The 22,498-nt window shown below is 54.0% G+C and carries 15 protein-coding genes; 12 read left to right on the forward strand and 3 right to left on the reverse strand.

Translation table 11 applies throughout. The features are described from left to right. Positions 1-11: 11 nt before the first annotated feature. Together ACYJP6_RS02950 and ACYJP6_RS02955 are read left to right on the forward strand one after the other, a co-directional pair. Positions 12-908: an NAD-dependent epimerase/dehydratase family protein gene (locus ACYJP6_RS02950; protein WP_459473231.1), complete on the forward strand. Its 897-nt coding sequence runs from the start codon at positions 12-14 to the stop codon at positions 906-908. Between the two features lie 5 nt (positions 909-913). Continuing rightward, complete coding sequence (locus ACYJP6_RS02955; RefSeq protein ID WP_459473431.1) at positions 914-2,050, forward strand: glycosyltransferase family 4 protein; 1,137 nt, start codon at positions 914-916, stop codon at positions 2,048-2,050. A gap of 7 nt (positions 2,051-2,057) precedes the next feature. Here ACYJP6_RS02955 and ACYJP6_RS02960 read toward each other — a convergent pair whose 3' ends face one another. Next, entirely contained in the window at positions 2,058-3,164 is a 1,107-nt protein-coding gene (locus ACYJP6_RS02960) for a glycosyltransferase (RefSeq protein WP_459473433.1), read from the reverse strand. A 249-nt stretch (positions 3,165-3,413) separates the two neighbouring features. Here ACYJP6_RS02960 and ACYJP6_RS02965 point away from each other — a divergent pair, with 249 nt between their 5' ends. The 7 genes from ACYJP6_RS02965 to ACYJP6_RS02995 all read left to right on the forward strand — a co-directional run bounded on the left by ACYJP6_RS02965 (position 3,414) and on the right by ACYJP6_RS02995 (position 14,666). Continuing rightward, positions 3,414-4,367 carry a cell wall-binding repeat 2 family protein gene (locus tag ACYJP6_RS02965; RefSeq protein ID WP_459473232.1) on the forward strand — a complete coding sequence of 318 codons (954 nt, stop codon included), beginning with the start codon at positions 3,414-3,416 and terminating at the stop codon, positions 4,365-4,367. 24 nt (positions 4,368-4,391) lie between these two features. Beyond that, positions 4,392-5,498 (forward strand): DUF4214 domain-containing protein, encoded by a 1,107-nt coding sequence (locus ACYJP6_RS02970; protein ID WP_459473234.1) that lies wholly within the window; start codon positions 4,392-4,394, stop codon positions 5,496-5,498. A 124-nt stretch (positions 5,499-5,622) separates the two neighbouring features. Next, entirely contained in the window at positions 5,623-8,103 is a 2,481-nt protein-coding gene (locus tag ACYJP6_RS02975) for a glycosyltransferase (RefSeq protein WP_459473235.1), read from the forward strand. Then, positions 8,096-10,474 (forward strand): glycosyltransferase family 2 protein, encoded by a 2,379-nt coding sequence (locus ACYJP6_RS02980; protein ID WP_459473237.1) that lies wholly within the window; start codon positions 8,096-8,098, stop codon positions 10,472-10,474. The genes ACYJP6_RS02975 and ACYJP6_RS02980 overlap by 8 nt, the downstream gene beginning before the upstream one ends. A gap of 203 nt (positions 10,475-10,677) precedes the next feature. Continuing rightward, positions 10,678-11,529, forward strand: coding sequence for a glycosyltransferase (locus ACYJP6_RS02985; protein WP_459473239.1), 852 nt, complete (start codon positions 10,678-10,680; stop codon positions 11,527-11,529). A gap of 1 nt (position 11,530) precedes the next feature. Then, a complete protein-coding gene (locus ACYJP6_RS02990) occupies positions 11,531-13,327 on the forward strand; it encodes a capsular polysaccharide export protein, LipB/KpsS family (protein WP_459473241.1) in 1,797 nt (598 codons plus the stop codon). Positions 13,328-13,457: 130 nt separating this feature from the next. After that, positions 13,458-14,666 carry a hypothetical protein gene (locus tag ACYJP6_RS02995; RefSeq protein ID WP_459473243.1) on the forward strand — a complete coding sequence of 403 codons (1,209 nt, stop codon included), beginning with the start codon at positions 13,458-13,460 and terminating at the stop codon, positions 14,664-14,666. On the opposite strand, the gene ACYJP6_RS03000 is transcribed toward ACYJP6_RS02995, so the two are convergent. Continuing rightward, positions 14,653-15,801, reverse strand: coding sequence for a right-handed parallel beta-helix repeat-containing protein (locus tag ACYJP6_RS03000; RefSeq protein WP_459473245.1), 1,149 nt, complete (start codon positions 15,799-15,801; stop codon positions 14,653-14,655). The two genes, ACYJP6_RS02995 and ACYJP6_RS03000, sit on opposite strands and share 14 nt — an antisense overlap. Before the next feature lie 71 nt (positions 15,802-15,872). Here ACYJP6_RS03000 and ACYJP6_RS03005 point away from each other — a divergent pair, with 71 nt between their 5' ends. The 3 genes from ACYJP6_RS03005 to ACYJP6_RS03015 are packed head-to-tail and all read left to right on the forward strand — an operon-like array spanning position 15,873 to position 20,363. After that, positions 15,873-17,651 carry a type I secretion system permease/ATPase gene (locus tag ACYJP6_RS03005; protein ID WP_459473247.1) on the forward strand — a complete coding sequence of 593 codons (1,779 nt, stop codon included), beginning with the start codon at positions 15,873-15,875 and terminating at the stop codon, positions 17,649-17,651. Further along, complete coding sequence (locus ACYJP6_RS03010; protein WP_459473249.1) at positions 17,648-18,967, forward strand: HlyD family type I secretion periplasmic adaptor subunit; 1,320 nt, start codon at positions 17,648-17,650, stop codon at positions 18,965-18,967. The genes ACYJP6_RS03005 and ACYJP6_RS03010 overlap by 4 nt, the downstream gene beginning before the upstream one ends. Positions 18,968-18,971: 4 nt before the next feature. After that, positions 18,972-20,363, forward strand: coding sequence for a TolC family outer membrane protein (locus tag ACYJP6_RS03015; protein WP_459473251.1), 1,392 nt, complete (start codon positions 18,972-18,974; stop codon positions 20,361-20,363). A 42-nt stretch (positions 20,364-20,405) separates the two neighbouring features. On the opposite strand, the gene ACYJP6_RS03020 is transcribed toward ACYJP6_RS03015, so the two are convergent. After that, complete coding sequence (locus tag ACYJP6_RS03020; RefSeq protein WP_459473253.1) at positions 20,406-22,409, reverse strand: DUF4214 domain-containing protein; 2,004 nt, start codon at positions 22,407-22,409, stop codon at positions 20,406-20,408. Positions 22,410-22,498 lie beyond the last annotated feature (89 nt).

The following is a 22,498-nucleotide window of genomic DNA, read 5'->3' on the forward strand; positions in this document are numbered from 1 at the left end:
AGGGGATAGGCATGCCAACCGCTCTGGTCACAGGCGCATCGGGTTTCACAGGACGCTATCTCATCCAGGCGCTCAAGGCGCGAGGATTCAAGGTAGTCGGATTCGGTAGTGGTACTACCGATGCGGATGTCACCGTGGCATGCGATCTCACCGACAAGGCGGCCGTCGCCGCCGCCGTGGCGCAGGCGCAGCCGGATTGGGTCATCCATCTGGCGGCACTGGCCTTTGTTGGCCATGCCGATCAGGAAGCCTTTTACCGGGTGAACCTATTCGGCACGTTGAATTTGTTGGAGGCGCTCGGCGCACTCGAGCGTCAACCACAGCGGGTACTTATCGCAAGTAGTGCCAACATCTATGGTACCCCTGGTATCGAGGTGATCGACGAGTCGGTCTGCCCGGCGCCGGTCAACCACTACGCGTGCAGCAAACTGGCCATGGAGCACATGGTCGCCACCTGGTACGACCGCCTGCCCATCGTCATCACCCGGCCGTTCAACTACACCGGGCCAGGGCAGGATGAGCGCTTCCTCATCCCCAAGATCGTCGGTCATTTCGCCCGCGGCGAGCGGGTGATCGAGCTGGGCAATCTGGATGTGAGCCGAGACTTTTCGGACGTCCGCGACCTGGCCCAGGCCTATCTGGGATTGCTCGACAGCGACTACCGCTCGAACCCCGTCAATGTCTGCTCCGGCAACGCGACGGCGCTGCGGATCATCGTCGAGATGATGGAGCGCATTGCGGGTTACTCCATAGAAGTCAGGGTCAATCCGGCCTTTGTGCGGGCCAATGAAATTCCTACGCTCCGTGGTAGTGACGCACGCCTGCGCGAGGTAGTGGGGAGCAGGGACCTGATTCCTCTGGAGCGGACGCTCCAGGATCTCTACGCGGCCCTGGGGGGCGTTCGTTGACGGCCTTGAAAGTCGGATTGGGCACTACGGTCTGGTCTTCCGGTGTAGCCAAAGGTCATCTCGATGGCATCGGTATCTATACCCAGTCGCTATCCAAAGGATTGACCGCGGTCGCAAATGTCGAGGTCAAGCCCTACACCTTCGGCATCCATACACCGACGCTGGAGTGCGGGCTGCCGGTCAGTCTTGCGCCCCATTTCCCCAAGTTCGTCCTGAAGAACGCGCTGCTGGGTGCCGATTCCAAGGTCGACCAACGCCTGGCAAGCGACGTCGATATTTTCCACGCGCCCGACCACCATATCCCTCGGCTCAAGAATGTCGCCATGGTGGCCAGCGTGATGGATCTGATTCCGCAGATCCACCCCGAATGGGTCACGCTCAAGCTGCGCCGCTTGAAGAACTGGCTGTTCAATCAGAGTGTGGGCTGGGCCGATCAGGTCATCACCATCTCGGAGTACAGCAAGAGAGATATCGTCAGGCTGCTCGGCATCGCGGAAGAACGGGTCCATGTCACTCCGCTTGGCGTCGATACCCAGTATTTCGTTCGGCAACCCGAGCTCACGCGCCAGGAGGTGTTGCGCAAGCACGGCTTGGAGCCTGGCTTCTTCCTGTTCGTCGGCACGCTGCAGCCGCGCAAGAACCTCGCGGCCGTCCTGGCTGCCCATGCCCAACTACCAGAGACACTGCGCAAGCGGCATCCCCTGGTTGTGGTAGGACGCAACGGCTGGCGTGCCGAAACCTTGGTCGAGGAGTTGCGTGCGCTGGAAGCCAGAGGAGAGGGCAAGTGGCTGGAATATCTACCGCAGGCAGACGTCATTGCCTTGCTCCAGAGTGCGGCAGCCCTGGTATTCATGTCGCTGTTCGAAGGCTTTGGGCTACCGGCCATCGAGGCCTTTGCCGCGCGGTGTCCCGTGATCTGCTCCAACACCACGTCGCTGCCGGAAGTGGTCGGCGAGGCGGCCTTGCAAGCCGATCCACAGGGCTCCAAGGCCATAACCCAGGCTATGCTCGAAGTCCTCGACGATCCTCTAGCTGTGAGCCAGCGAGTGGAAGAGGGCGAACGCCGGGCTCGTCACTACACCTGGGACGCCTGCGCTGCTCGGACGCTAGAGGTTTATCGCCTCGCCCTGCAAGGGCGCTAGGCCCTGCTCAGGCCAGGGCCTCGCGATAGACCTCGATGAGCTTGCTGGCCATGATCTCGCTGCGGAAATGTGCCTCGAAGCGTGCCCGGGCGGCTTGCCCGTAGCGCGACCGTAGCTCGGCATCCTCCCACAGTGTCATCAGCGCCTCGCGCAAAGCCGCAGGCTCCGGTGGCACGCCTATCCCCGTCTGACCGTCGAGGTTGATCTCGCTCATGCCCGAGCCGATCTCGCAACTGAGCATGGGCTTGCCGTACATGGCCGCTTCCAGCAGCGCCATGCCAAAGGCCTCGGAGCGCAGATGCGAGGGGAAGACGAAGCTTTCACAGCCGGCATAAAGCGCTGCCAGGTCTTCTTCACTCTGACGTCCCAGGAAATGGCAGTTCTTCAAGCCCAACCGTTCGCACTGAGCGCGAAGGGCTTCGCCTTCCGGCCCGTCGCCAACGATGGCCAGCGGATAGTCGAGCCCCTGTAACGCTTCGAGTAGCAGGTGCAGTCCCTTGTAGTAGCGCAACACCCCCACGAACAGCAAATAGCGCGGTCCGAGACGCCCGCGCCAGCTTGCCATGCGCTGCGGATCCGCCTCGGGATAGCTGGCTGGATCCAGGCCATAGGGAATCACCCTTACCTTACTCCCCAGGCGTTGCAGGGTGGGGCTGGACCGGCGATAGGGCTCGGTCGCCGCTATCACGCGGGCCGCCTTGCCCAGGAAGCCTTGCATCAGTGGTGAATAGAGCTTGAGTAGATGGCGCTGCTTGACGATGTCCGAGTGATAGCTCACCACATAGGGCTTGCCTGGCCGTATCGCCAGCTGCAGGACGTCCATGAACGGCCAGGGAAAATGGAAATGAATCAGGTCGACCGCACGGGTCTCCTCGGCGAAAACCCGGAAAGCGCTCAAGGAAAGACCCGTCGAAGCCAGGTCGAGATCCTGTTTGACACGCCGGACAGGAATGCCATCCACCTCCACGCGTTCCGGGACGGGATGCTTGCTGAGCGTCAGAATTCGATGATCGATTCCGAAGCCTTTCGTAGCCAGGCACATCTGGCGAATGACGTGTTCGATGCCGCCATGGGTGTCGGGCAGATAGGTCTTGAAGACATGCAAAATGCGCATGGCGAAGGCGAACCCAAAAGGAAGGCACACTAGCACAGCTGTCTAGTAGGCAGTTCTTAACCTAGATGCTAGGAATCAATGATCTGTGCGCTAATCGATCCTTTTCATGGCTTTTTGCTATCAATTCGATTGAACTTTTCTACCGAACGGTAGTGTCCGGGCTACGATTTGACGTTGAGATTCAGTGATTTTCTTTTATCCTGACCTCGTCAAGAAGCTGGCGCGGTCACACAGAATGTGTGATAGGGTTTGCACCTGACCAAGGCCCAGAAGTGTTTATTCCGGGCTTCCAAGGACATCGGTCACGAACGAATGGATCTTATGGACGATTCACCCTTCACATTTAAGACTCGGCTGCTCACCCTTGAGCCTGGAATGTATATCGTTCGATACGCATCCCAGGATAGCGCGGAGGAGCCCTGCCTCATCAGCCTGCAGCCTGCACCTATCGGCAAGAGCTCGGTTGATTTCTTTCCTGGGGAAACCGTCGTCCGTAATACCCTCTCCCGTCTCGGCGATACCCTGATCGTGCGCGTCAAGAATGGCGCCGGTACCCTGCTCATCACCGAGTATCAGCGTGCGGATCTGCCGGTACGTAAGGTTGATCTGCGCGTTGATCGTATCGATACCTCAGCTGACATCATTCGCTCCGAACAACACCATGCTCCCGTCGTGGCCAGCAAGGCGCTGGAAGCGGCATCCCGTGCGGAGCGCCACGGTAGTCCCGTCGTAATCAAGCTCATAGGCCACGTTCAAGCCCAAGGCGACGTCACCGCCAACGAATGGGTTGGCAACGTCGAGCAGGACGCCCGTCTCGAAGGCTTCGCTGTGATCTGGCCCAACAAGCCGCAAGGCGTGGATATCGCCTATAGCTGCAAGGTCGCCGATGTGTTGCAGCCCGCTGTGCTCAGCGGCAATTTTCTAGGGTCGCGCGGTAAGCGCGCGCCCATCACCGCGGTGGCCATGGCTCTGGTCGGGCCGCGCCGCGCCGAATACGTTCTGAATGCCCAGGCGGTCTTTGCCGGATGTGCTCCGCAAGACCTCGTGGACGGCCAGGAAGTTACTGCCCAACAGGGGCAGGCCAAGCTAGTCGCTCTACATGTATCGATCACCGCCCGCATCGAGATGAACGCTGCCCGCTACCAGTCTCCTAGGGAAGATCTCACCCAAATCCCGCTTCAATCCGCGCAAGTTACAAGCTGACGCGCGACCCAGGAGATTCTCTTCATGCAATACGATGCCGCCATTTCTGCAGCCAGTCTGAACGCTACTCTGGTGAACTCCGCTCTGAGCGCCACGACCATCAATGCCATTTCGTCGATCCTGAACCTGGATGACTCCACCACCACGCTCGCTACGTCGACTTCCAACGGCAAGAACCTGTCGGTGAACTTCGATTCGAATGGCAACATCGTGACTCCGGATGTGGCTTACTTCTCCGATCTAGGCGCGGATGGCACCAATGTGACCGTTACTATCCCGACGGTGCTGGCCAATACCTCGGCCTTCATCTTCGATACCCCCGCTAACGTCACTGCGACCTTCGGCTCTGCTGCCACCACTACCAGTGCTACCACCGAGGGTGCGGCGGCGGGACGGGTAATCGTTCTGGGTACCGGCGATGACAACATCACTGTCAATGACAACGTCAACACTCACATCGATGCTGCGGCTGGCAATGACACCATCACGACCGCTGGTGGCAATGACACCATCATCCTGAATGGCGGTGAAAACATCGTCAAAACCGGTGCGGGCGACGATGTGATTCACGCCGGTTCGGGCATGGATAAAATTGACGGTGGCACTGGTTTCGACGTAGTCCAGCTGTCCGGTACCGGTTATACCGCTGCCGTAAGCAACGGTAGTGTGGTCTTCACCGGAACCAATGCAAATGGTGATGCCACTACCACCACTCTGACCAACGTCCAGCTGGTCGAGACCTCCGCGGGCAACATTTCCGTAGTGGCGTCTCAGGACGAAGCAACGGTCATGCGCTTCTACGAAGGCCTGCTGGGCCGTGACGTGGATTCCAGTGGGTTCCAGGCATGGACAGCCCAACTGAGCGGCGGCGCCACCGTTACTCAGGTCGCCCAGTCCTTCCTCAATTCCACTGAGTACACCGCCGCCAGTGGCTCGCAGTCGGACGCGGCCTTTATCCAGAGCCTCTACCAAGGCGTGCTGGATCGTGGCGCGGACAGCGAAGGCTTGGTGTTCTGGGCACAGCAGCTGGCCACCGGCCACAGCCGTGCCGATGTCGCGGTTGGCATCATCGGTTCTACCGAAGCTCAAACCACTGACACGGGTGTCATCGTCATCACCGGCCAGGTCTAACGATATTTCGTTGATCTGAGACGAGACTTCCGGCCCTAGGGCCGGAAGTCTTTTTTGAAACGGTAGTAATTTTGATCCACCTGGCTTTTCGCGGAGACCGCTGCCCATGAGCCAATCGACACTCATGGAGCACTATCAGGCTCTGCTCCAGGCCGGACAGTCAGACGAGGCCCAACGCCGTCTCGAACTGGCACTTCAGATTCCCGATCAGCGCCCGGTAGCGCTGGTCTCTGCCGGTCTTGCGGCGCTCAATAGAGGCGCGTTGGATCAGGCTTTCCTGGCCTTGGCCGAGGCCAACGCCAGCTTGGCGCGGCAGGGCGAAACGGCGGCACTGCTCGCCCACGTGCTCCTGCAAAAGGGCGAGTCCCAAGCGGCCTACGATTTTCTCGCCGACCCGGCCAATCCTGCCCGTAATACCCCTGCGGTTCGACTGTTGCGCTTGCGTGCGCTCATCGCGCTACCTGGGATCAAACCGGCGCGACTGGTCGAGCAACTACCCTACGTCAGCAGCGCCGACGAACTGGCCGTGCTATTGCAGCAACTGTCGCCGCGGCGTTGGGGGCACGTAGAGTTCGATCCTGCCACCAAGGAAATTCGTGGCTGGGCGCTGGATACCCGGCATCCACAAACGCCGGTCAAGCTCACCTTGAAACTGGGTGATCGCCAAAAGACCATCGTCGCCAACCTACCCAGTCCACTGCTGGCCAAGTCGATCAATGGCGGGCGTCATGGTGGCATTCGCCTCCGTCTGCCTGCTCCGCTCGGGCGTGTGCGCCTGTACTGGGCGGATGGCAGCGAGGTTCTGGGCAGCCCTCTGGCAGCCGTTGAACCCCTAAGGCCTATCCCGGTTGACGCGCCGGTAGCATCCATCGACCCCGTCGTGGATGTGCTTATTCCCATTTACCGCGGGCGCGAGGCATCGCTTGCCTGTATCCAGGGTGTGCTCGATAGCCTGGACGCCAATCGGACCCCGATGAACGTGGTGGTGCTGGACGACGAAAGCCCCGAGGCCGAGTTGAGCCAGGCGCTGCGCAAATTGGCCGAGGCGGGTCGAATCGTGCTCCATCGCAGCCCGGCCAACCTGGGCTTCATCCGTAACATGAATCGGGGCATGGCCCTGCATCGCGGGCGCGATGTGGTGTGGTTGAACGCCGATGCGCGGGTCTGCGATGACTGGCTGGACAGGCTGCGCGAAGCGGCCTACTCCGCAGCCGATGTCGCCACCGCCACGCCTTTTAGCAACAACGGCGAGCTGCTCAGCTTTCCGGAAAGCCGCAAGAGCCACGTCATGCCCACGCTGGACGAACAGCGCGTCCTGCATCGCCAGGCCGCCAGCGACCTCTCGGCGCCGCCCGAGATCGAGGTGGGGTGTGGCTTCTGCTTCTACATCAAGCGTCGCGCGCTGGAGCAGGTCGGCCTGCTCGACGAGATCCAGCTCAAGCGCGGTTACGGTGAGGAAACCGATTGGTGCCTCAGAGCCAAGGCCCAGGGCTGGCGGCACGTGGCGGCACAGCGGGCTTTCGTTGCGCATCGGGGTGGTGTTTCCTTCGGTGCCGAGAAGCTCGAACGAGTAGCCTTCAACAACGCCATCCTGCGTCAGCGTTATCCCGGTGCAGAGCGTGCTTTCGAGCGCTTCTATCGTCACGATCCGCTCAAGCCCTACCGTCAGCGCCTGCAGCGCGAGCGACTCCCCGAACTCGGTGCACAACTGGCGTCAGCCAACATCAGCGTGACGATCATCGCGGCCGACCGGCTCGATCTTCTCGCGGCGCTGGGCGGCGACGAACCTGCCTTTGCACTGGCCTTTCGGCAGACGGATGCCGAGCTGGAGGTCAGCCTGCAGGTTCACGGCCAGGGGCTGCCCGTGCTCCTGGACTACCGTCTACCCGGAGACGTGGAGCAACTGATCGCGGACCTGCAACGGTTGCGGCCTAGAGCCTTGGATTACATTCAGCCCGAGCGCTGTCCTGTGTCGCTGCAGACCCTGCCCGCGCGGCTTGGCGTGCCCTATCGCCTGATCGATCCGGGCGCCGATACCTGCTCCCCAGCCACTGGCTTCCGCGAGGCAGCTAGCGAGCAGCGCGTGACCTTCGCCGCGCTCACCACTACCTTGCTGATGAGCAATCCCCAGGTCCCTGTGGCGGCGGGTGCGCCTTTTGCGTCGCTCGACCAGCCACCGACCTCGCGCCTGGGCAATATCCTGATCGCTGACTCCCTGGCGGATCCAGGCCTCGCCCAGGCCTGGTTGCAGCTGGTTCGCCTGAGTCGCCGGCAGGGGCTGGCCTGTCGCTTCCTGCTCCTCGAGCGCACGCCTTGGGAAAAGAGCCTGCTCGCCAGTGGCAATGTCAGCCCCCTGATCGAGTTACCTGGTATCGCCCGGTCCAGGATACCTGCCTTGGCAGGCTGTACCCTGGCCTTGAGCCTCGAGGCAGCACCGGCCAGTGCCTGGTTTGCGCCTCAGATTGCCCGGCACACCGCCTTGCCTCTATATGCACCCGCAGGTGTGGTCGCGACCGAAGCAGGCGCCCATCCCCTCGGTCTGCTGCCCGCGCCCTTGAATGCCCTGCTAAGCGACGCCCTTCCCGACAGGTTTCTCCATGACTGAACTCCCCCAACCTATCGCCCTGGTCACCGTGCAAGGCCAGATCCAGGGTCTTCACGGCAACGTGCTCGAGGGCTGGGCCTTCGATCCTAGCCAGCCTGACCTGCGTCTGGCATTGGACGTAGTCATCGATGGGGCTTACGTAGCCTTGGTGCGCGCGGATGCCTATCAGCATCACCCGCTAGCCGGTGACGGCTTTCACGGCTTCGCCCTCCAGTTGCAACCAGCTTGGCTCAGTGGGGCTCGACGTATCGCCATCCGCCTGGCCAACGAGGGTCCCTGGATTGGCGAGGCTCTGGTACTGCCCAACGAAAAGCCGCGCAAGGCCGAGGCTCAGGTACCGGGCAGTCAGGTCTGGTATGGCGGCGGCTTGGTCGTGGCCGGCTGGGTCTGGGATGACACCACCCCGGGCCGTCATGTCGAGGTTCGAGCTCGCCTGGGCGATCAGATCGTCGCCCGGTGCCAGGCAGACCTGCATCACCCCGCCCTCATCTATCGCGCCGATGCCGATCACGGCTACAGCCTGGAACTGCCCTGGCAGTTCGGCGACGGCGAGCGCCGTGAGGTGCATATCGAAGACGATCAGGGCCGCCCCTTGCAGGGTAGCCCCATTACTGTGTGTTGCCATGCCGAAGGACTCGGCGCCCTGGTAGCCGCCCATTGGCCGGAGCAAGCCGACCCGGCACCCCGCGACCTGCTCATTCGCCTGGCGCGCGATTACGACCAGCGCTGTCCGCGTAGCGCCGGCTTCGGCCATTACCCCGAGTGGTTCGCTCACTACCAGCGCGCACCTGAGTACCCACAAGCCGTGACGGGTAGCAGGATCGCCGTTCTGCTCCATGGGCAAGCCAGTGAAACCGAGCGGCAGGCTTGCCTGGACAGCCTGAGCCAACAACGTCTGCGACCCTTCACTCAGGCCGTCGCCGATCCCGAGGACGTATCTACCTCCTTGCAGCTGCTACTAGAGGAGGGGGTCGAAGCCGTGTTGCTCCAGCCATTGGACAGCCGACTGCTGCCCCATACCCTCGATCAACTGACGCTGGCTCTGCAGCCGGAAGAGGTAGGCAAGCAGGCTGCTTGGGCCTTCGCCGATAGCGATCAGGATGGTACGGATGGCCAGCGTAGCAACCCTTGGTTCAAGCCGAGCTGGGACCTTGACCTCTACTTGGGCGCTGACCTCTTCACTGCCGGTGCCCTGTTCGGTCGCGACGTCATTCAGCGCGCCGTTCGGCTGCTAAACGCGGCGCCCGAACTGCCACGGGATATCGAAGGCGTCCTAGCTGCATTGATCCTTGCGACCGCTCAAGACGAGTTGCCCGTCGCCCGTGTGTCCCAAGTGCTCAGCCATCGCAGTGCCAGCAGCCCAGCTACTCCTGCCGAGTGTGACTTCTGCAAGCCCGAGCGTCTGGAGCGTCTTGCCTGGCTGGTGGACAAGTTGCGTCCCGGTGCACGAGTGAGTCGCCAGCCGAAGCTGGCCGGTGCGCTACGCACCCACTGGCCACTGCCCGAGCGTCTGCCCAGGGTAAGCCTGATCATCCCTACCCGGGATGCCTACAAGCTCCTGCATGCCTGCATGGAGGGTCTGCTAACCCAGACCGACTACCCGGACCTGGAACTCATCATCGTCGACAACCAAACCAGCGATCCCGAAACGCTCGCCTACTTCGACGAACTCAAGGGGCGCGGCGTACGCATCCTGCCGCATCCCTATCCCTTCAACTACGCCACCTTGAACAATGTCGGTGTGGAGTTTGCCACAGGGGAATACATAGGGCTCATCAATAACGATATCGAGATCCTGCATCCGGATTGGCTCAAGGAAATGCTAAGCCTGGCCGTACGACCCGACGTTGGCGCCGTAGGCGCCAAGCTGCTGTGGAAGAACGACATGGTCCAGCATGCCGGTGTCGTCATCGGCATCAACGGCCTGGCCGCCCATACCGGCAATAACTGGATGCGCAATGATCCGGGCTACTTGGGCTTCAACCACCTCACTCGTCGTCAGAGCGCCTGCACTACCGCCTGCCTAATCCTGCGACGCGACCTCTATCTGCAGATCGGTGGCATGGACGAAATCCGCCATCCCGTCGCCTTCAACGACGTGGACATGTGCCTGCGCATCAATGAACTCGGATTGAAGATTCTCTGGACGCCGTTTGTGGAATTGATTCACGCGGAGTCGGCGAGTAGGGGTAAGGATGGGACTACTGAAAAGGTAGCAAGAGCAATGCGGGAGCAAAGAGCGCTTTTTCAAAACTGGGGCTCGGTGAAAGATCCAGATAAATTTTACAGCCCATTCCTAAGTACAGACTGGGCGTGCGGTCCATATGGGGGGCTGAAAATGTCGTCATCTATTCGGTGGAAAATATTGTGAAAAAGCAGTCAGTGTTATTCATTTCCAACACCTCGCGGCTAGATCGTCCTTTCTTCGATCCTTCTACACGTTATAGATGCTTTAATTTGGCGCAAGAGCTTTCCAAAATGGGGTATCGTACAGACTGCACCTCACAAGTCTTTTTTCAAAGCAACATAGATAGTCTAGGGAGCTACGATCGCTACGTTTTCCATAGACCAATTATGACGCCTAATATCGTAGACTTTTTAAGTGATAACTATAAGTCAAATAAGATTATTGCAGATTTTGACGATCTTAATTTTAGAGTCGAATATGCCGCTGATACCCCAGCGGTGCAATGTAGAGGCGAGGAAGTAGTAAAGGTTAGGAAGTCGCTATCCCAGATAGCTGGCGCTGCAGGTTGTTTTGATCAGTTTAGCTCATCTACTGTTCCACTTTCCGACCACGTTAAAATAAAATTTTCGCCAAACAATAGTCAGGTTATATATAACGCGGTAGATCCAGGATTTGCTGGGATCTGTAGTCAAGTATACGAAGCACTGAAGGGTAAAAAGCGTCAATATAAATTCGCATATTTTCCTGGTACGGCTTCTCACAACCCAGATCTCGCAATGATAGAGAATGCATTAGCACAGGCACTACAAGATGACTCAAAGGCAAAACTACTGTTGGCGGGTCCTATTGCCATACCTAAGAGATTGCAGCCGTATTCAGCCCAAATAAGAAAAGTAGATTATGTAAGCTTTCATGAACTCCCAAAGCTAATGGCTACTGCGGAAGCAGTTTTAGCACCGCTGGTAGACAATGCCTTCAGCGACTGCAAAAGCGGTTTGAAGTTTTTTGAAGCGGCGCTGGTTGGCTGTCGAGTAATTGCTTCCCCAATACCGGATATAGATAAATTCGAATCGCCGTTATTGATAAAGTGTAGAAGCGAGATGCAGTGGTATGAGGCTTTTTCGATGAGTGGTCTCGGTATGTCGCAATCTGTTTTGAATGATGCAGTAAATGCTGTGAAAGAACAAACATGTATCTCTATACAAGCAAAATCTTGGGTGAATGGGTTTTTAAATTAATATGAAAAATATATTGCTTTATATTGAGGCTCATCCTCTTAGGGATAGTTATGAGGAGTTCTATAGTGTTGGAGGATTTCTCGGGAATATATTGTACGAGAAAGCGGCCGACTTTAAATTTAATCTGCGGCTTTTTTCAAACAATCATGTGGTAGACAGGCTGGTTAGTGAGCAACCTAATTTATCAACACTGTGTATAAGACCTACCGTAGCAGAAAGTGCTGAGATAGAGGGCTATGCTAGAGGCTGGGATGAATCGAGCATTCAAGAATGGCTAGAATTGACTAGAGGCCAAGGGGCAGCATCTCATACATATTATAATATTCTGGAAAGAATATTTGGTTTCTATAAGTTTGATCTCGTTCTTTTGTGGGCGGAGAATGGGGCTGTACGAAAATTCTGCGAGGCTCATAATATTGCAGTAGTACATGGCGAATTGGGTCCAACTCGTCCGCCTTTTGAAGAAACCATTTACTTCGATGCTAAAGGAACAAATGGAAATGCATCAATAACAAAGTTCCCAGAAAATCTTTATGAAAAAGTTGATATTGTTCCTCCTGAAACCTGGATTTGCACCAAGGGGGCAAAAGAAAACGATCCTAAGAAAAAGGGGATAATAGACTCTCCTTATACTTTAGTTGTAGATGAATATTCACTCGCGACTCAGACGCCCTATGTATACATTCCCCTCCAATTGGCAGATGATCTTAATACGCTTCAGCATTCCGCGTTTAAAGGCCCAGTAGATTTTTTAGAAAAAGTTGTTCCACGTATTCTCGATCAGGGATATGGGGTAGTTATAAAGCCTCATCCGGGATCAATCAGCAGAGCACATAACTTATCCTTGGAGTCTAGAGCTCTGAAAATGGTTAAAGCATATGGGGAAAGAGTTATAGTCCTTGATAGGGCGGTCAATACTACCCGAGCATTGAACTTTATGGTACATGCAGATGCTGTCTGCACTATAAATAGTTCTGTAGGCTATGAGGCCTTGCTCATGGGCAAAAAAGTATTTTTAATGGGGGATGCTGCATATGATGTGGGTGGTCATTTAAAAGCCAGCTTAGATGATATCTCAAGAATAGATTCTTATGAGGTAGATCCGTCGCTACGAGATCGATTGGTCTCTTTGATGTCCGGGCACTATCTTTTTCCCAAGTCAGAGCTGGTGTCCGGTGATACCTTGTTCAGGATTTTGAAATTTCATTTTGAGAATAGAATAGACCATGGTTCTACGGGCGATTTTTGGTCGGCTTGGTTATCCAACTTTAGGCCTGGATACGATTTGATTATAAGGCGAATTGCATCAAAATTTGAATTGGCGAATATTGTAGGAAGTGTCGAATATCTAAAGTCTCAGAAGGCAGAGATATTGGAAGAAAATGGCACTGTGGTGTTTTTTGGAAAGCTCGGAAGAGACGATATTTCGGTTCAGGCTCAGATAGACGAGACTGCTTTTTTTGGTTTCATTGATAAGATAGTTTATGGCGAAAACAAAAAAGCAAAGATCATTGGATGGGCGCTGGATAAAAATTTAACTCCGCCTGTAGGAGTTATCGTTTCTGTAAACGGAAATTTCCGATCTATACACCGTTTGGTAATCTCTAGAAGAGATGTTTGTGAGTCTCTTAAATCGAGCTTCAGTGGGAAGCTGAAAGGCACACCAGTGGAACGTTGTGGCTTCCAATTTGAGGCTGACATATCGGAAAATTCTGAAGATGTATGCTTGTATTTACTCTCCAGCGAAAACCTTGTTAAGAAGCTAGTCGTGCGTGAGGGCGCAATACACGAAGAGTAAAGCTGTGGATGGTATTTTCTAGTTTTCTATACTTATTTAGAAACATCTTAATTGATAGAGATGTTTTTTGATTTGAGGTATGGATGTTATTGACTGAGTTTGCATAAATTTTTTCGAGAGATGTTTTGTGATGAAAAGTATAATTGTAGGACCTTCGCATGTTGTTCGATGGCAGCATGCTGTTAATTCTGGGTTGGACTATCCGTTTGATTCTACGGTTTTCATAGGCTTGGGAGGTGCACCAGTCTGGAATAAGAATGTCTTTGATCGACTTATGAAGGAATATATTCCTGGCGATCAGGTGATTTTAATTTTAGGAGACTTTAGATTTGGGAATAGAGTTTTAGTACAGGACAAAGATTTAGACGGTTCTTTTTATCCTGATATCCTCAATATTGAAAAGCCGTTAATATCAGATCATAACGATTTAAAGCTGGTTAACCATAGCATAGAGAACATTAAAAAGTGGAAAGTTATTTTTGGTGAATCGTTAGTAATAATTCCATGGTCTCTTATGCTGCGACAAGCCGAAGATAGATTTCACGGAAGATATTTAGAAGAAAACGCTTACAGTTATCCACTTTATGATGTAAGAGAGTTGGTTCTGGAAATAATTCCAAGTGCTGAAAGCGATATGGATATTTTTTCCGGAGATTTGAAAAATCTTAGAAGGCTATATATAGACAAGGATCTTCATCCGTCTTCTATTGGTTTTGAATTTATAAAAAATTTAGTGCTTAAGAATAACTGGGTGACGGCTGCCGATAAGGCATTTAAAGATTTTGAGTCGAATCTAGATATTTTTTTAAAAGAAAAATTAGAGAGTAAAAAGGGCCGCAATATTTTGATCTGTGGTGACTCGATAGCACTCGAGATCTTAATAAGAATATTGGGAGAGGATAACCTGAAAAAGTTATGTGATCACGGTGTTCGCATAGAACATAAGTCCTTTTCTAATATAAACCTTATGCTAAAGGAAGGAGATATTAACGATATACTATTTGTCACTAAAAGAAATCTATTTTCTACTGATGGCTATGCGCTTTTAAATTTCAGAGAGAACTTTGAGGTATTAAAAGACAAAGTAAGAATTCTACCTTGGGAATTAATGGCAGGCTATGTAATATCAAAAAGACATGCAGCCTTGGCGAAATATGATCCAGGAATTGTTAATATCGAAAACTGGATAGCGTCTGTATCGCTCAGTCCTGTTTTGACTAAAGAGTTCGATAGCATGGATAGATATTTTGATATAGGTGAACTATTAATGCCTACCGTACAGGGTCTGTTTTTTATTATAGAGGTCGCGCTGTCTAAAAAGGAGCCTATTCATTTATAATGGTACTGCTGGAACTTTTCTCTAGCAAAAAGCCGTTATTCCCCTGTAAATTATTTTCCAAAGTGCATTTATTCGCTGTGATTATTGTGTTTTGAACAGGATGATTAAGATAAGTATACCTGTATATTGCTCCAACTTTTATGCAAAATTTTCCGGTTGAGAAAATTTCATTTTCTGCGACTTCGTTATCGTCGTCTTCTACGATGATCGGATTTATGGTGGCGGCGATTAAATTTTTGATGATTTTGTTGTTGGGAGCTTTATCCAATGCATATTTATTTTCAGCATAGTATCCATCGCTACAGCGCATTTTCGACAGATCTTGGCTTTGTCTTTGCGCAACCCAGATGCCATTTATTTCATTTTCAATTTTATTCGATATTATTAAATTTTGCTGAGAGGGCTGGATTCTCGCAGGACCGTTTCTTTCCCCACAGTTTTTGTATAAAAAAATTGCACCATAGCCGTTTTTAGAAAACATATTTCCTTTTATCAAATTATATGCAGACGAATCTATGGACATGCCTTCTCTTATATAAGGCCACTCATTTCTTCCTTTAGGGTCCAAGCCATTATTGTATATTTTATTTTCTAGTATGGTATTATTTTTGCTTTCATATTCTAAATAAATACCTGGCCCTCTATTGCCTAGGATTTCATTATTTTTAACGAGCACATTGCTGACCCCTTTGCCTAAAAATACACCAACGTCTCCGTTGAACCTAATAGTAGAATCTTTTACAGTGACAATGGGGAATGTATTTTCTTCAACATGTGCTTCACTACTATTAGTTGATTTTATCAGGATGCCGCTCTTGGGGAATTTCTCGATGTTACAGTTTTTAATTTCAATATTCTTTGTTTGGCTATCTATGTTTACAGTTATGCCGTATGTAAGATCCTTGTTTCCCAAGATTTTGGAGTTCCTACAGTCCAAGGATGAGACTGGGCCGTCGACAATTAAAGACCCAATATACGTGCAGTTTGGTTTTAGACTTATCCTTCCATCGATTTTTGGTGGTAATAGGCAGGCTTGAGCCTCATTTATGGGTTGCTCGACAGATGTAAAAGTTGTAGCTTGACTCGTCATCGTAATGGCGGAGAAGATGAAGAATCCGGTTATTTCTTTTTTCATTTATGCATTTACCTCTATGTATTTGCACTTTTCTTGTCAATCTTATTTATAGCTTTGTCTGGGGATGCTTTATGAGGGGAAGGCCTGAAAAATCAGAGCTTTTTTCAATTTTAAAAGAATTCAAAAGGAGCTTCTTTTATGTTGGGCTTTTTAGCTTCTTCGTAAATATTTTACTTTTAGTTCCATCATTCTATATGCTCGAGGTTTATGACCGTGTAGTAAGTAGCAGAAGTATAACAACGCTATTGATGTTGACAATTATCATAGTGGTCTTGATGGTGACTTATGGATTGCTTGATTGGATCAGGTCGAGAGTTCTAGTTAGGGTTTCAATGCGTTTTGATATAATACTGAATAAGCGCGTATTCAATGCAAGCTTTAAGCAGGCCCTTTATACCGGAAATGCAGGTTTATCATCTCAGCCAGTGTCAGACCTTACAGCGCTTAGACAGTTCCTTACGGGTAGCGGATTGCTCGCTTTTTTTGATATACCTTGGATTCCTATTTATATAGCTGTCATGTTTTTTTTTCATCCTTGGTTTGGTTATTTGATAATTTTAGGGACGGTAATTTCTTTAATTTTTGCTTTAGCAAACGAAAAGCTAACCAGTTCCCGTTTGGCAATGGCTAACAAGGAAAATGCCGCAGTTCTAAATATTGTTAGCAAAAGTTTGAGTAATGCCGAAATCATATCCGCAATGGGAATGCTACCTAATCTCTTATCGCGATGGAGGGGAAAAGTCTATAGCGTTCTTGCTCTGCAAGCTCGTGCTAGTGAGTTGGGGGGGGCAGTAGGTACCACCTCACGAACTTGGCGGCTCTTATTGCAGTCTTTTATGCTAGGTTTAGGCGCTTATCTTGTGATAAACAACGAAATAACCGCAGGCGTCATGACAGCTGCCTCTATATTGACTAGTAGAGCATTAGCGCCTGTGGATCAAATGATCGCTAATTGGAAGGGTTTTGTCGCAGCGAGAGGTCAATACTCACGACTTTCTGAAGTACTTACACAGATCCCTGCGGACTTTGAGCGGATGGCCCTTCCTAGTCCCAAAGGCGAACTTTCATTCGAAAATGTGGTAGTAACGCCTCCCGGCAGTAACAACGTTGTAATAAAAGGAGTTTCTTTCCGAGCTCCCTCTGGTGCATCTGTGGGAATTCTTGGGGCGAGCGCCGCTGGTAAATCTACTTTAGCTCGTGCATTGCTGGGGATTTGGCCAGCTCAGAGTGGCAAGGTGCGCCTAGATGGTGCAGACATGTTCCAGTTGGATCGAGCGGCGATTGGTCCTCATCTTGGCTATCTCCCTCAAGACATCGAACTCTTCGAAGGCTCCATTGCAGACAACATCGCGCGCTTTGGCGAGGTGAATGCGGAGAAGGTCGTTGATGCAGCCAGGCTAGCAGGTGTGCACGACATGATTCTCCGCCTACCCCAAGGCTATGACACCGTCATTGGCGCGCAAGGTGGCGCCTTGTCCGGTGGCCAACGTCAGAGAGTCGGTTTGGCCCGAGCGCTCTATGGCGATCCAAAGCTGGTAGTTCTGGATGAACCCAATTCCAATCTGGACGATGTCGGCGAGCGAGCCTTGGGTGAGGCGTTGATCAAGCTCAAGCAGAAGGGCACGACGCTGTTCATTATTACCCACAGAGTCAGTGCCTTGGCATATGTGGATAATCTCCTCGTGTTGAGCGAGGGGCAGATCGTAATGTCCGGCGCCCGTGACCAGGTCTTGGCCCAGCTCAAGGCCCAGCAAAGTGGTGGTCCTCAAGCAGTGGCCGGTTCCCCGGCTGCTACGCCGCCGCTGCCGCCCAAGTCAGACGCAGGCCAATCGGGAGGGACGTCGGCATGAAGGACGTCTATGCAGAAGCCGCGGCGGCGGGCCTCAAGGTCGATGATGCGCCCGTGCGTCGATTGGGGTTTCTTATTCTCTTCGTGGTGTTCGGTATCGGCGGAGGTTGGGCCGCCCTGGCCCCTTTGGACAGCGCCGTCTATGCCTCGGGTCAGGTGGCAGTGGAGAGCTATCGAAAGACGGTACAGCATTTGGAGGGCGGCATCGTTCGCGAGGTACGCGTCCATGATGGCCAGGATGTGAGCGCTGGCGATGTATTGCTGGTGCTGGATCCAACGCAGACGTCTTCGGAGCTGGAAGCGGTACGCAGTCAGCTGGTTGCGGCTCAGGCCCAGGAGGCCCGTCTGATCGCCGAACGCGATGATGCCGATGACGTGGTTTTCAAGGATAGCGACCTGTCCACCACGGACAAGCGGGTGCAGGAAGCCCGTGCCAGCGAACGCCAGATTTTTCTCGCTGGCCGCAATGCACGCCGTGGTGAGGTCGATGTATTGAAGAATCGCGCTGCCGAACTGGAGCAACAGATTCGCGGCTACAATGAGGTTATCGCCAGTAAGGAAAGCCTGGCCAAGTCCTATGCCAACGAGATAAAGGATCTCAGCTCCTTGCTCAAGGAAGGCTTCGTCAGCAATGAACGCCTGCGCGATCAGGAGCGCAACCTGTCTCGGCTGCAGGCGGAGATCGCCGATCATCGATCATCCATCGCGCGGGCCAAGGTGCAGATCGGTGAGACGCGCCTGCAGATTCTTCAGACCACGCAAAAATTCAAGTCGGACGTCGCGAGCAAGCTGGCCGAGTCCCAATCAAGGGTCTATGAGGCTCGTGAGCGCCTGGCCGCATTGCAAGACAGATTCAACCGCACCGAGGTCAAGGCGCCGGTAAGTGGCATGGTCATGGGGCTAGCGGTACATACCATCGGGGGTGTGGTCCAGCCTGGCACCAACCTGCTCGATATCGTGCCAGATGCCGCCAAGCTGATCGTCGAGACTCACATCGAGCCCAAGGATATCGACCGCGTAGCGGTAGGTAGCAAAGCAGAGGTGCGTTTCAGCGCATTCAGCCATGCCACCACGCCCATCATCGAGGGCGAGTTGATCTATGTGTCGGCGGACCGCCTGACCAACGACCGGGATGGCACGCCTTACTACCTGGGTAGGGTCAAGCTCACGGACCAAGGCGCCAAGGATCTGGGTAGTCGTGAATTGGTACCTGGTATGCCTGCGGACGTACTGATCAATACGGGCTCTCGCACCATGCTGCAATACCTGCTCAAGCCGGCACGCAATGCAATGGCTCGCTCCATGATCGAGGAATAGGCCAATGATCGTTAAAGCCTTTCCCCTCGTACTGGTCCTGGCTTGGAGCGGTATCGCTCTTGCGCAAACCGCTGATACTCCGCGTGCCCAGGATTACGTGGACCTCTGGAAGCTATACCAGGACAGCGCGGTTTCCGATCCACGCATCCGTGGCGCTGAGGCGGAGGTGAAGAATCTAGAGGGTCAAGAGCGTGCTGCTTTCGGTCAACTGCTGCCGCAGTTGAGTGGTGGTGCATCTACGAGTCGGGTACGCCGTGAAGAGGCTGCCCAAAAACTAAGATACAACGGAGAAAGCTATAACCTCACGCTTAGCCAGGCTCTGTATAACGCCGCTGCCTGGCGTGGCTTCAAGCGCTACGAGCAACTCACCGAGCAGTACCGCGCCCAATACGAGGATGCCAAGAACCAGTCTGCCGCGGATCTCGTGCAGCGATATTTCGCCGCCTTGGCGGCGGAAGACAGTCTCGAGCTGGTTACCGCTGAGCGCAAGGCGACGCAGCGCAACCTGGAGCGTGCCCAGGCCCTGTTCGACAAACAGATGAGCACGGTCACCGACGTGTTGCAGATTTCAGCCAAGGTAGACAGCCTCAAGACCCAGGAGATCGAGGCACGCAACCAGATTCAGGTCACGCGTGAAGCCCTGGCCGAGTTGATCGGACGGGCCGTCTATCAGCCGCTCAAGCGACTGAACGAAAGCGCTCAATTGGCGATGCCTCAGGGTGATGAAGAGCAATGGGTAAACTCGGCGGTGGCGAATAATCCGGCTCTTCAAGCGAAACAGCGCGCTGTGGATGCTGCGAACTACGGAATTGCCGAGGCTAAGGGAGGACATCTGCCTACCATCAACTTCAGTCTTGGCGCACAACGTAGCGACTTTGCCTATGAGAATGTCATCGCTTCATCCGCGATCAATACCTACTCCGCCACCATCAGCGTCCAGATTCCGTTCTATAGCGGCGGCTCGACCAGTGCCCGTGTTGCCAGTTCCTACGGCTCGCGCGATGCCGCTGAAGAGGACTATGAATCGATCCGCCGGCAAGTGGTCAAGGAAACGCGCACGGCCTATATGAAAAGTGCCGCAGACTTGGCGAAGATCGGCTCTTCGCGCAATGCCCTGAACTCTGCGATAAAGTCGCGCGCCGCCAGTGAGCGCTCGCTCGGTCTGGGCGTGGCTACCGCTGTGGATGTACTCAACGCGGTGCAGCAGGAGTACAGCGCCAGACGGGATTATCTGCAGGCGCAATACGACTTCGTCACCAATCAGCTGGTGCTACTGCGCTGGAGCGGAGGCTTCCGGGATACCGACATACAGAAGATCAACGGTTGGCTCGCGGTACCGATGCCAGGAGAGGAACGCAAGACCGGCGTGAAGGAGGGAGAGGTCAGCAAGGGCTAGTCAAGGAGGACGTCGGGCTCCCTTTAGAGCCCGACCGGCTTTTCACACCCAATCACTCTGCCCCACCAGCTGGATATAGCCTTGAGTTCCGCCAGTGAGATCCTGGTTCTCGACCGATTCGCATAGCGCGAGCACCAGATCGGTACGGCTAAGGCCATGATCCAACTGGGCTGTCCAAGACGCTAGCCCCTGGTCGTCTGCACCTCGATCGAGGATCGTGTGGTACAGCTGATCGACAAATGTCCTGTTGTCGCTAGCCGAGTTGTGGGCGACAAACTCAGGGGACTGCATGAAGGCATTGGCGATGCTGCTGAGTGGAACGCCATCCTTATGCTCAAGAAGCCAATGCTGAAGCCCATCGAAATCGGCCTGTCGATCCAGGGTGCTGTAGAGGCGAGCGACCTGTGCCTGTTCGGCGGTCAACAGAAAGACATTTCGGTCGGCAAAGGCAAGCTGGTTGATATCGTGCAGATACAGATTCTCGCCGGTATCCGTATTGGACAGGACGAGGGTGGTATCTCCCGAGGCGAGGCTACGATCGTAATGCGTCGATGACTGATTAAGCGTCAGCACGTCGCCACCGCCATAGCCGAACACCTGGCTGGAACGATTACCATCCAGCACTATGGCACTTTCCTGTAGATGCTCGGCGTTGTTGCTACCAAGCACCAAGCCAGGCTGGATGACCAGATCCGAGGACGTCCAGGCGTTGTTGTCGAGTAAGTGCAGGAAGCCCGTGCTGCCCTGGGTTTTATCGATGTTTTCCGCTGAGTTGGTGAATTGGACCATGACCTGGTCTCGACCCATGCCACTGTTCAGCTGCTGAGTCCAGAACGCCAGGCCATTTCCATCCGCTTGTCTATCTAATACCGTGGTATAGAGGGCCGCGGCATAGGCTTGGTTACCGAAGCTGCCGTACAGACCGGAAAATTCTTGGGAGTGGTAAAAGCTATTGGCGATCTGCTCGAACGAGGCTCCCTCGGCATGGTTCGTCAACCAAGAATTCAACCCTTGAGTATCCGGGGTCCGTCCAAAGACCGTATAGAGCCGCGCCACCTGTGCTTGATCCGGGTCCACCACATACAGGGTACGATCAGTGAATTGCAGAACGTTCACGTCATAAAGTGAGAGACTCACCCCGGCGATCGTGTCCTGCACCTCCAGGCCCGCCCCGCCCGTAAGGTTTTGCAGCTGGTATTCGCCATAGCTGCCAGCCAGGACGAGTGTGTCCAACCCCTGGTATCCGTAGACAGTGGTGTGACTCGCTACGTAGGAAAGCCGGCCTTCGTAGAACATATCGCTTGCGCCACTGCCGCTGACAATACCCGCACCGAGGGGTTTGTAGGCGCTAGCCTGACCCAACAGGCTGTCATTGGATTGTGCCGTTTGTGCCAGCCAATCAGCATTGGAGCCGGTGACTGCTGCATACCACGAGAAACTGTAATTGCTGGCGTCACCTGCCGAAAGGACACCCCGCAGTAGAGGCGTACCGCTGCTGGTATCGATCATTGGGCCGCCGGAAGCGCCAGGTCCGAGAGAAGTGCCGACGTAGTAGAAGGAATAGGGGTCGGTACCATAGTAGTAACTGGCCCCTTGATCCTGCATCAAGCCCGTTCCTCGTGCAGGGTACCCTAGCAGCGTTCCATTGAAGTCGTTGGTAGCTGTGGATACGCCGAGCGTACCGACCAGACTGCCCAGATTCACATCCATGTTGAGCAATGCCAGATCGTGGCTGGATTCCGCCGCGCTCGGAATACCATTGCCGTCCTTGTCCCAGTTGTTCGAGTAGCCACTCCAGCTATAAGCGGCATAGCTGCCGAAGGGTGCAGCGAAGCTTGTGGAGTTGACGTAGGCACCAGGGACAACATTCACCTGGGTTGCCCAGCCTCCGTATGCATCGTCATAGACCACGTGGAGTGCAGTCAGCACATCATTGCTTCCCACGACACTACCCGAACCACGGATCACCGTGCCGTCGGGGAATACCGATTGGACGTAGCAAATTTGCTGGTACAGGCTGCTGCTACGACTGGCAATGACGTTCATGCTGTGACCACCGGTTATCTGTTACTACAGATAATAACGGAGCTATGCGAGGTCAGAGACCTGAACCGCCGTCTTTCGTCCTGTAGAGA

It is taken from the genome of Pseudomonas sp. No.117, from assembly GCF_054558395.1.

What these genes read in the sequence shown, in the direction of transcription:
- ACYJP6_RS02975 (WP_459473235.1), top strand. Translation starts at nt 5,623, where the DNA reads ATGGAGCACTATCAGGCTCTGCTCCAGGCCGGACAGTCAGACGAGGCC.
- ACYJP6_RS02985 (WP_459473239.1), top strand. Translation starts at nt 10,678, where the DNA reads ATGACGCCTAATATCGTAGACTTTTTAAGTGATAACTATAAGTCAAAT.
- ACYJP6_RS02990 (WP_459473241.1), top strand. Translation starts at nt 11,531, where the DNA reads ATGAAAAATATATTGCTTTATATTGAGGCTCATCCTCTTAGGGATAGT.
- ACYJP6_RS02950 (WP_459473231.1), top strand. Translation starts at nt 12, where the DNA reads ATGCCAACCGCTCTGGTCACAGGCGCATCGGGTTTCACAGGACGCTAT.
- ACYJP6_RS03010 (WP_459473249.1), top strand. Translation starts at nt 17,648, where the DNA reads ATGAAGGACGTCTATGCAGAAGCCGCGGCGGCGGGCCTCAAGGTCGAT.
- ACYJP6_RS02970 (WP_459473234.1), top strand. Translation starts at nt 4,392, where the DNA reads ATGCAATACGATGCCGCCATTTCTGCAGCCAGTCTGAACGCTACTCTG.
- ACYJP6_RS02960 (WP_459473433.1), bottom strand. Translation starts at nt 3,164, where the DNA reads ATGCGCATTTTGCATGTCTTCAAGACCTATCTGCCCGACACCCATGGC.
- ACYJP6_RS02980 (WP_459473237.1), top strand. Translation starts at nt 8,096, where the DNA reads ATGACTGAACTCCCCCAACCTATCGCCCTGGTCACCGTGCAAGGCCAG.
- ACYJP6_RS02995 (WP_459473243.1), top strand. Translation starts at nt 13,458, where the DNA reads ATGAAAAGTATAATTGTAGGACCTTCGCATGTTGTTCGATGGCAGCAT.
- ACYJP6_RS03015 (WP_459473251.1), top strand. Translation starts at nt 18,972, where the DNA reads ATGATCGTTAAAGCCTTTCCCCTCGTACTGGTCCTGGCTTGGAGCGGT.
- ACYJP6_RS03000 (WP_459473245.1), bottom strand. Translation starts at nt 15,801, where the DNA reads ATGAAAAAAGAAATAACCGGATTCTTCATCTTCTCCGCCATTACGATG.
- ACYJP6_RS03005 (WP_459473247.1), top strand. Translation starts at nt 15,873, where the DNA reads ATGAGGGGAAGGCCTGAAAAATCAGAGCTTTTTTCAATTTTAAAAGAA.
- ACYJP6_RS03020 (WP_459473253.1), bottom strand. Translation starts at nt 22,409, where the DNA reads ATGAACGTCATTGCCAGTCGTAGCAGCAGCCTGTACCAGCAAATTTGC.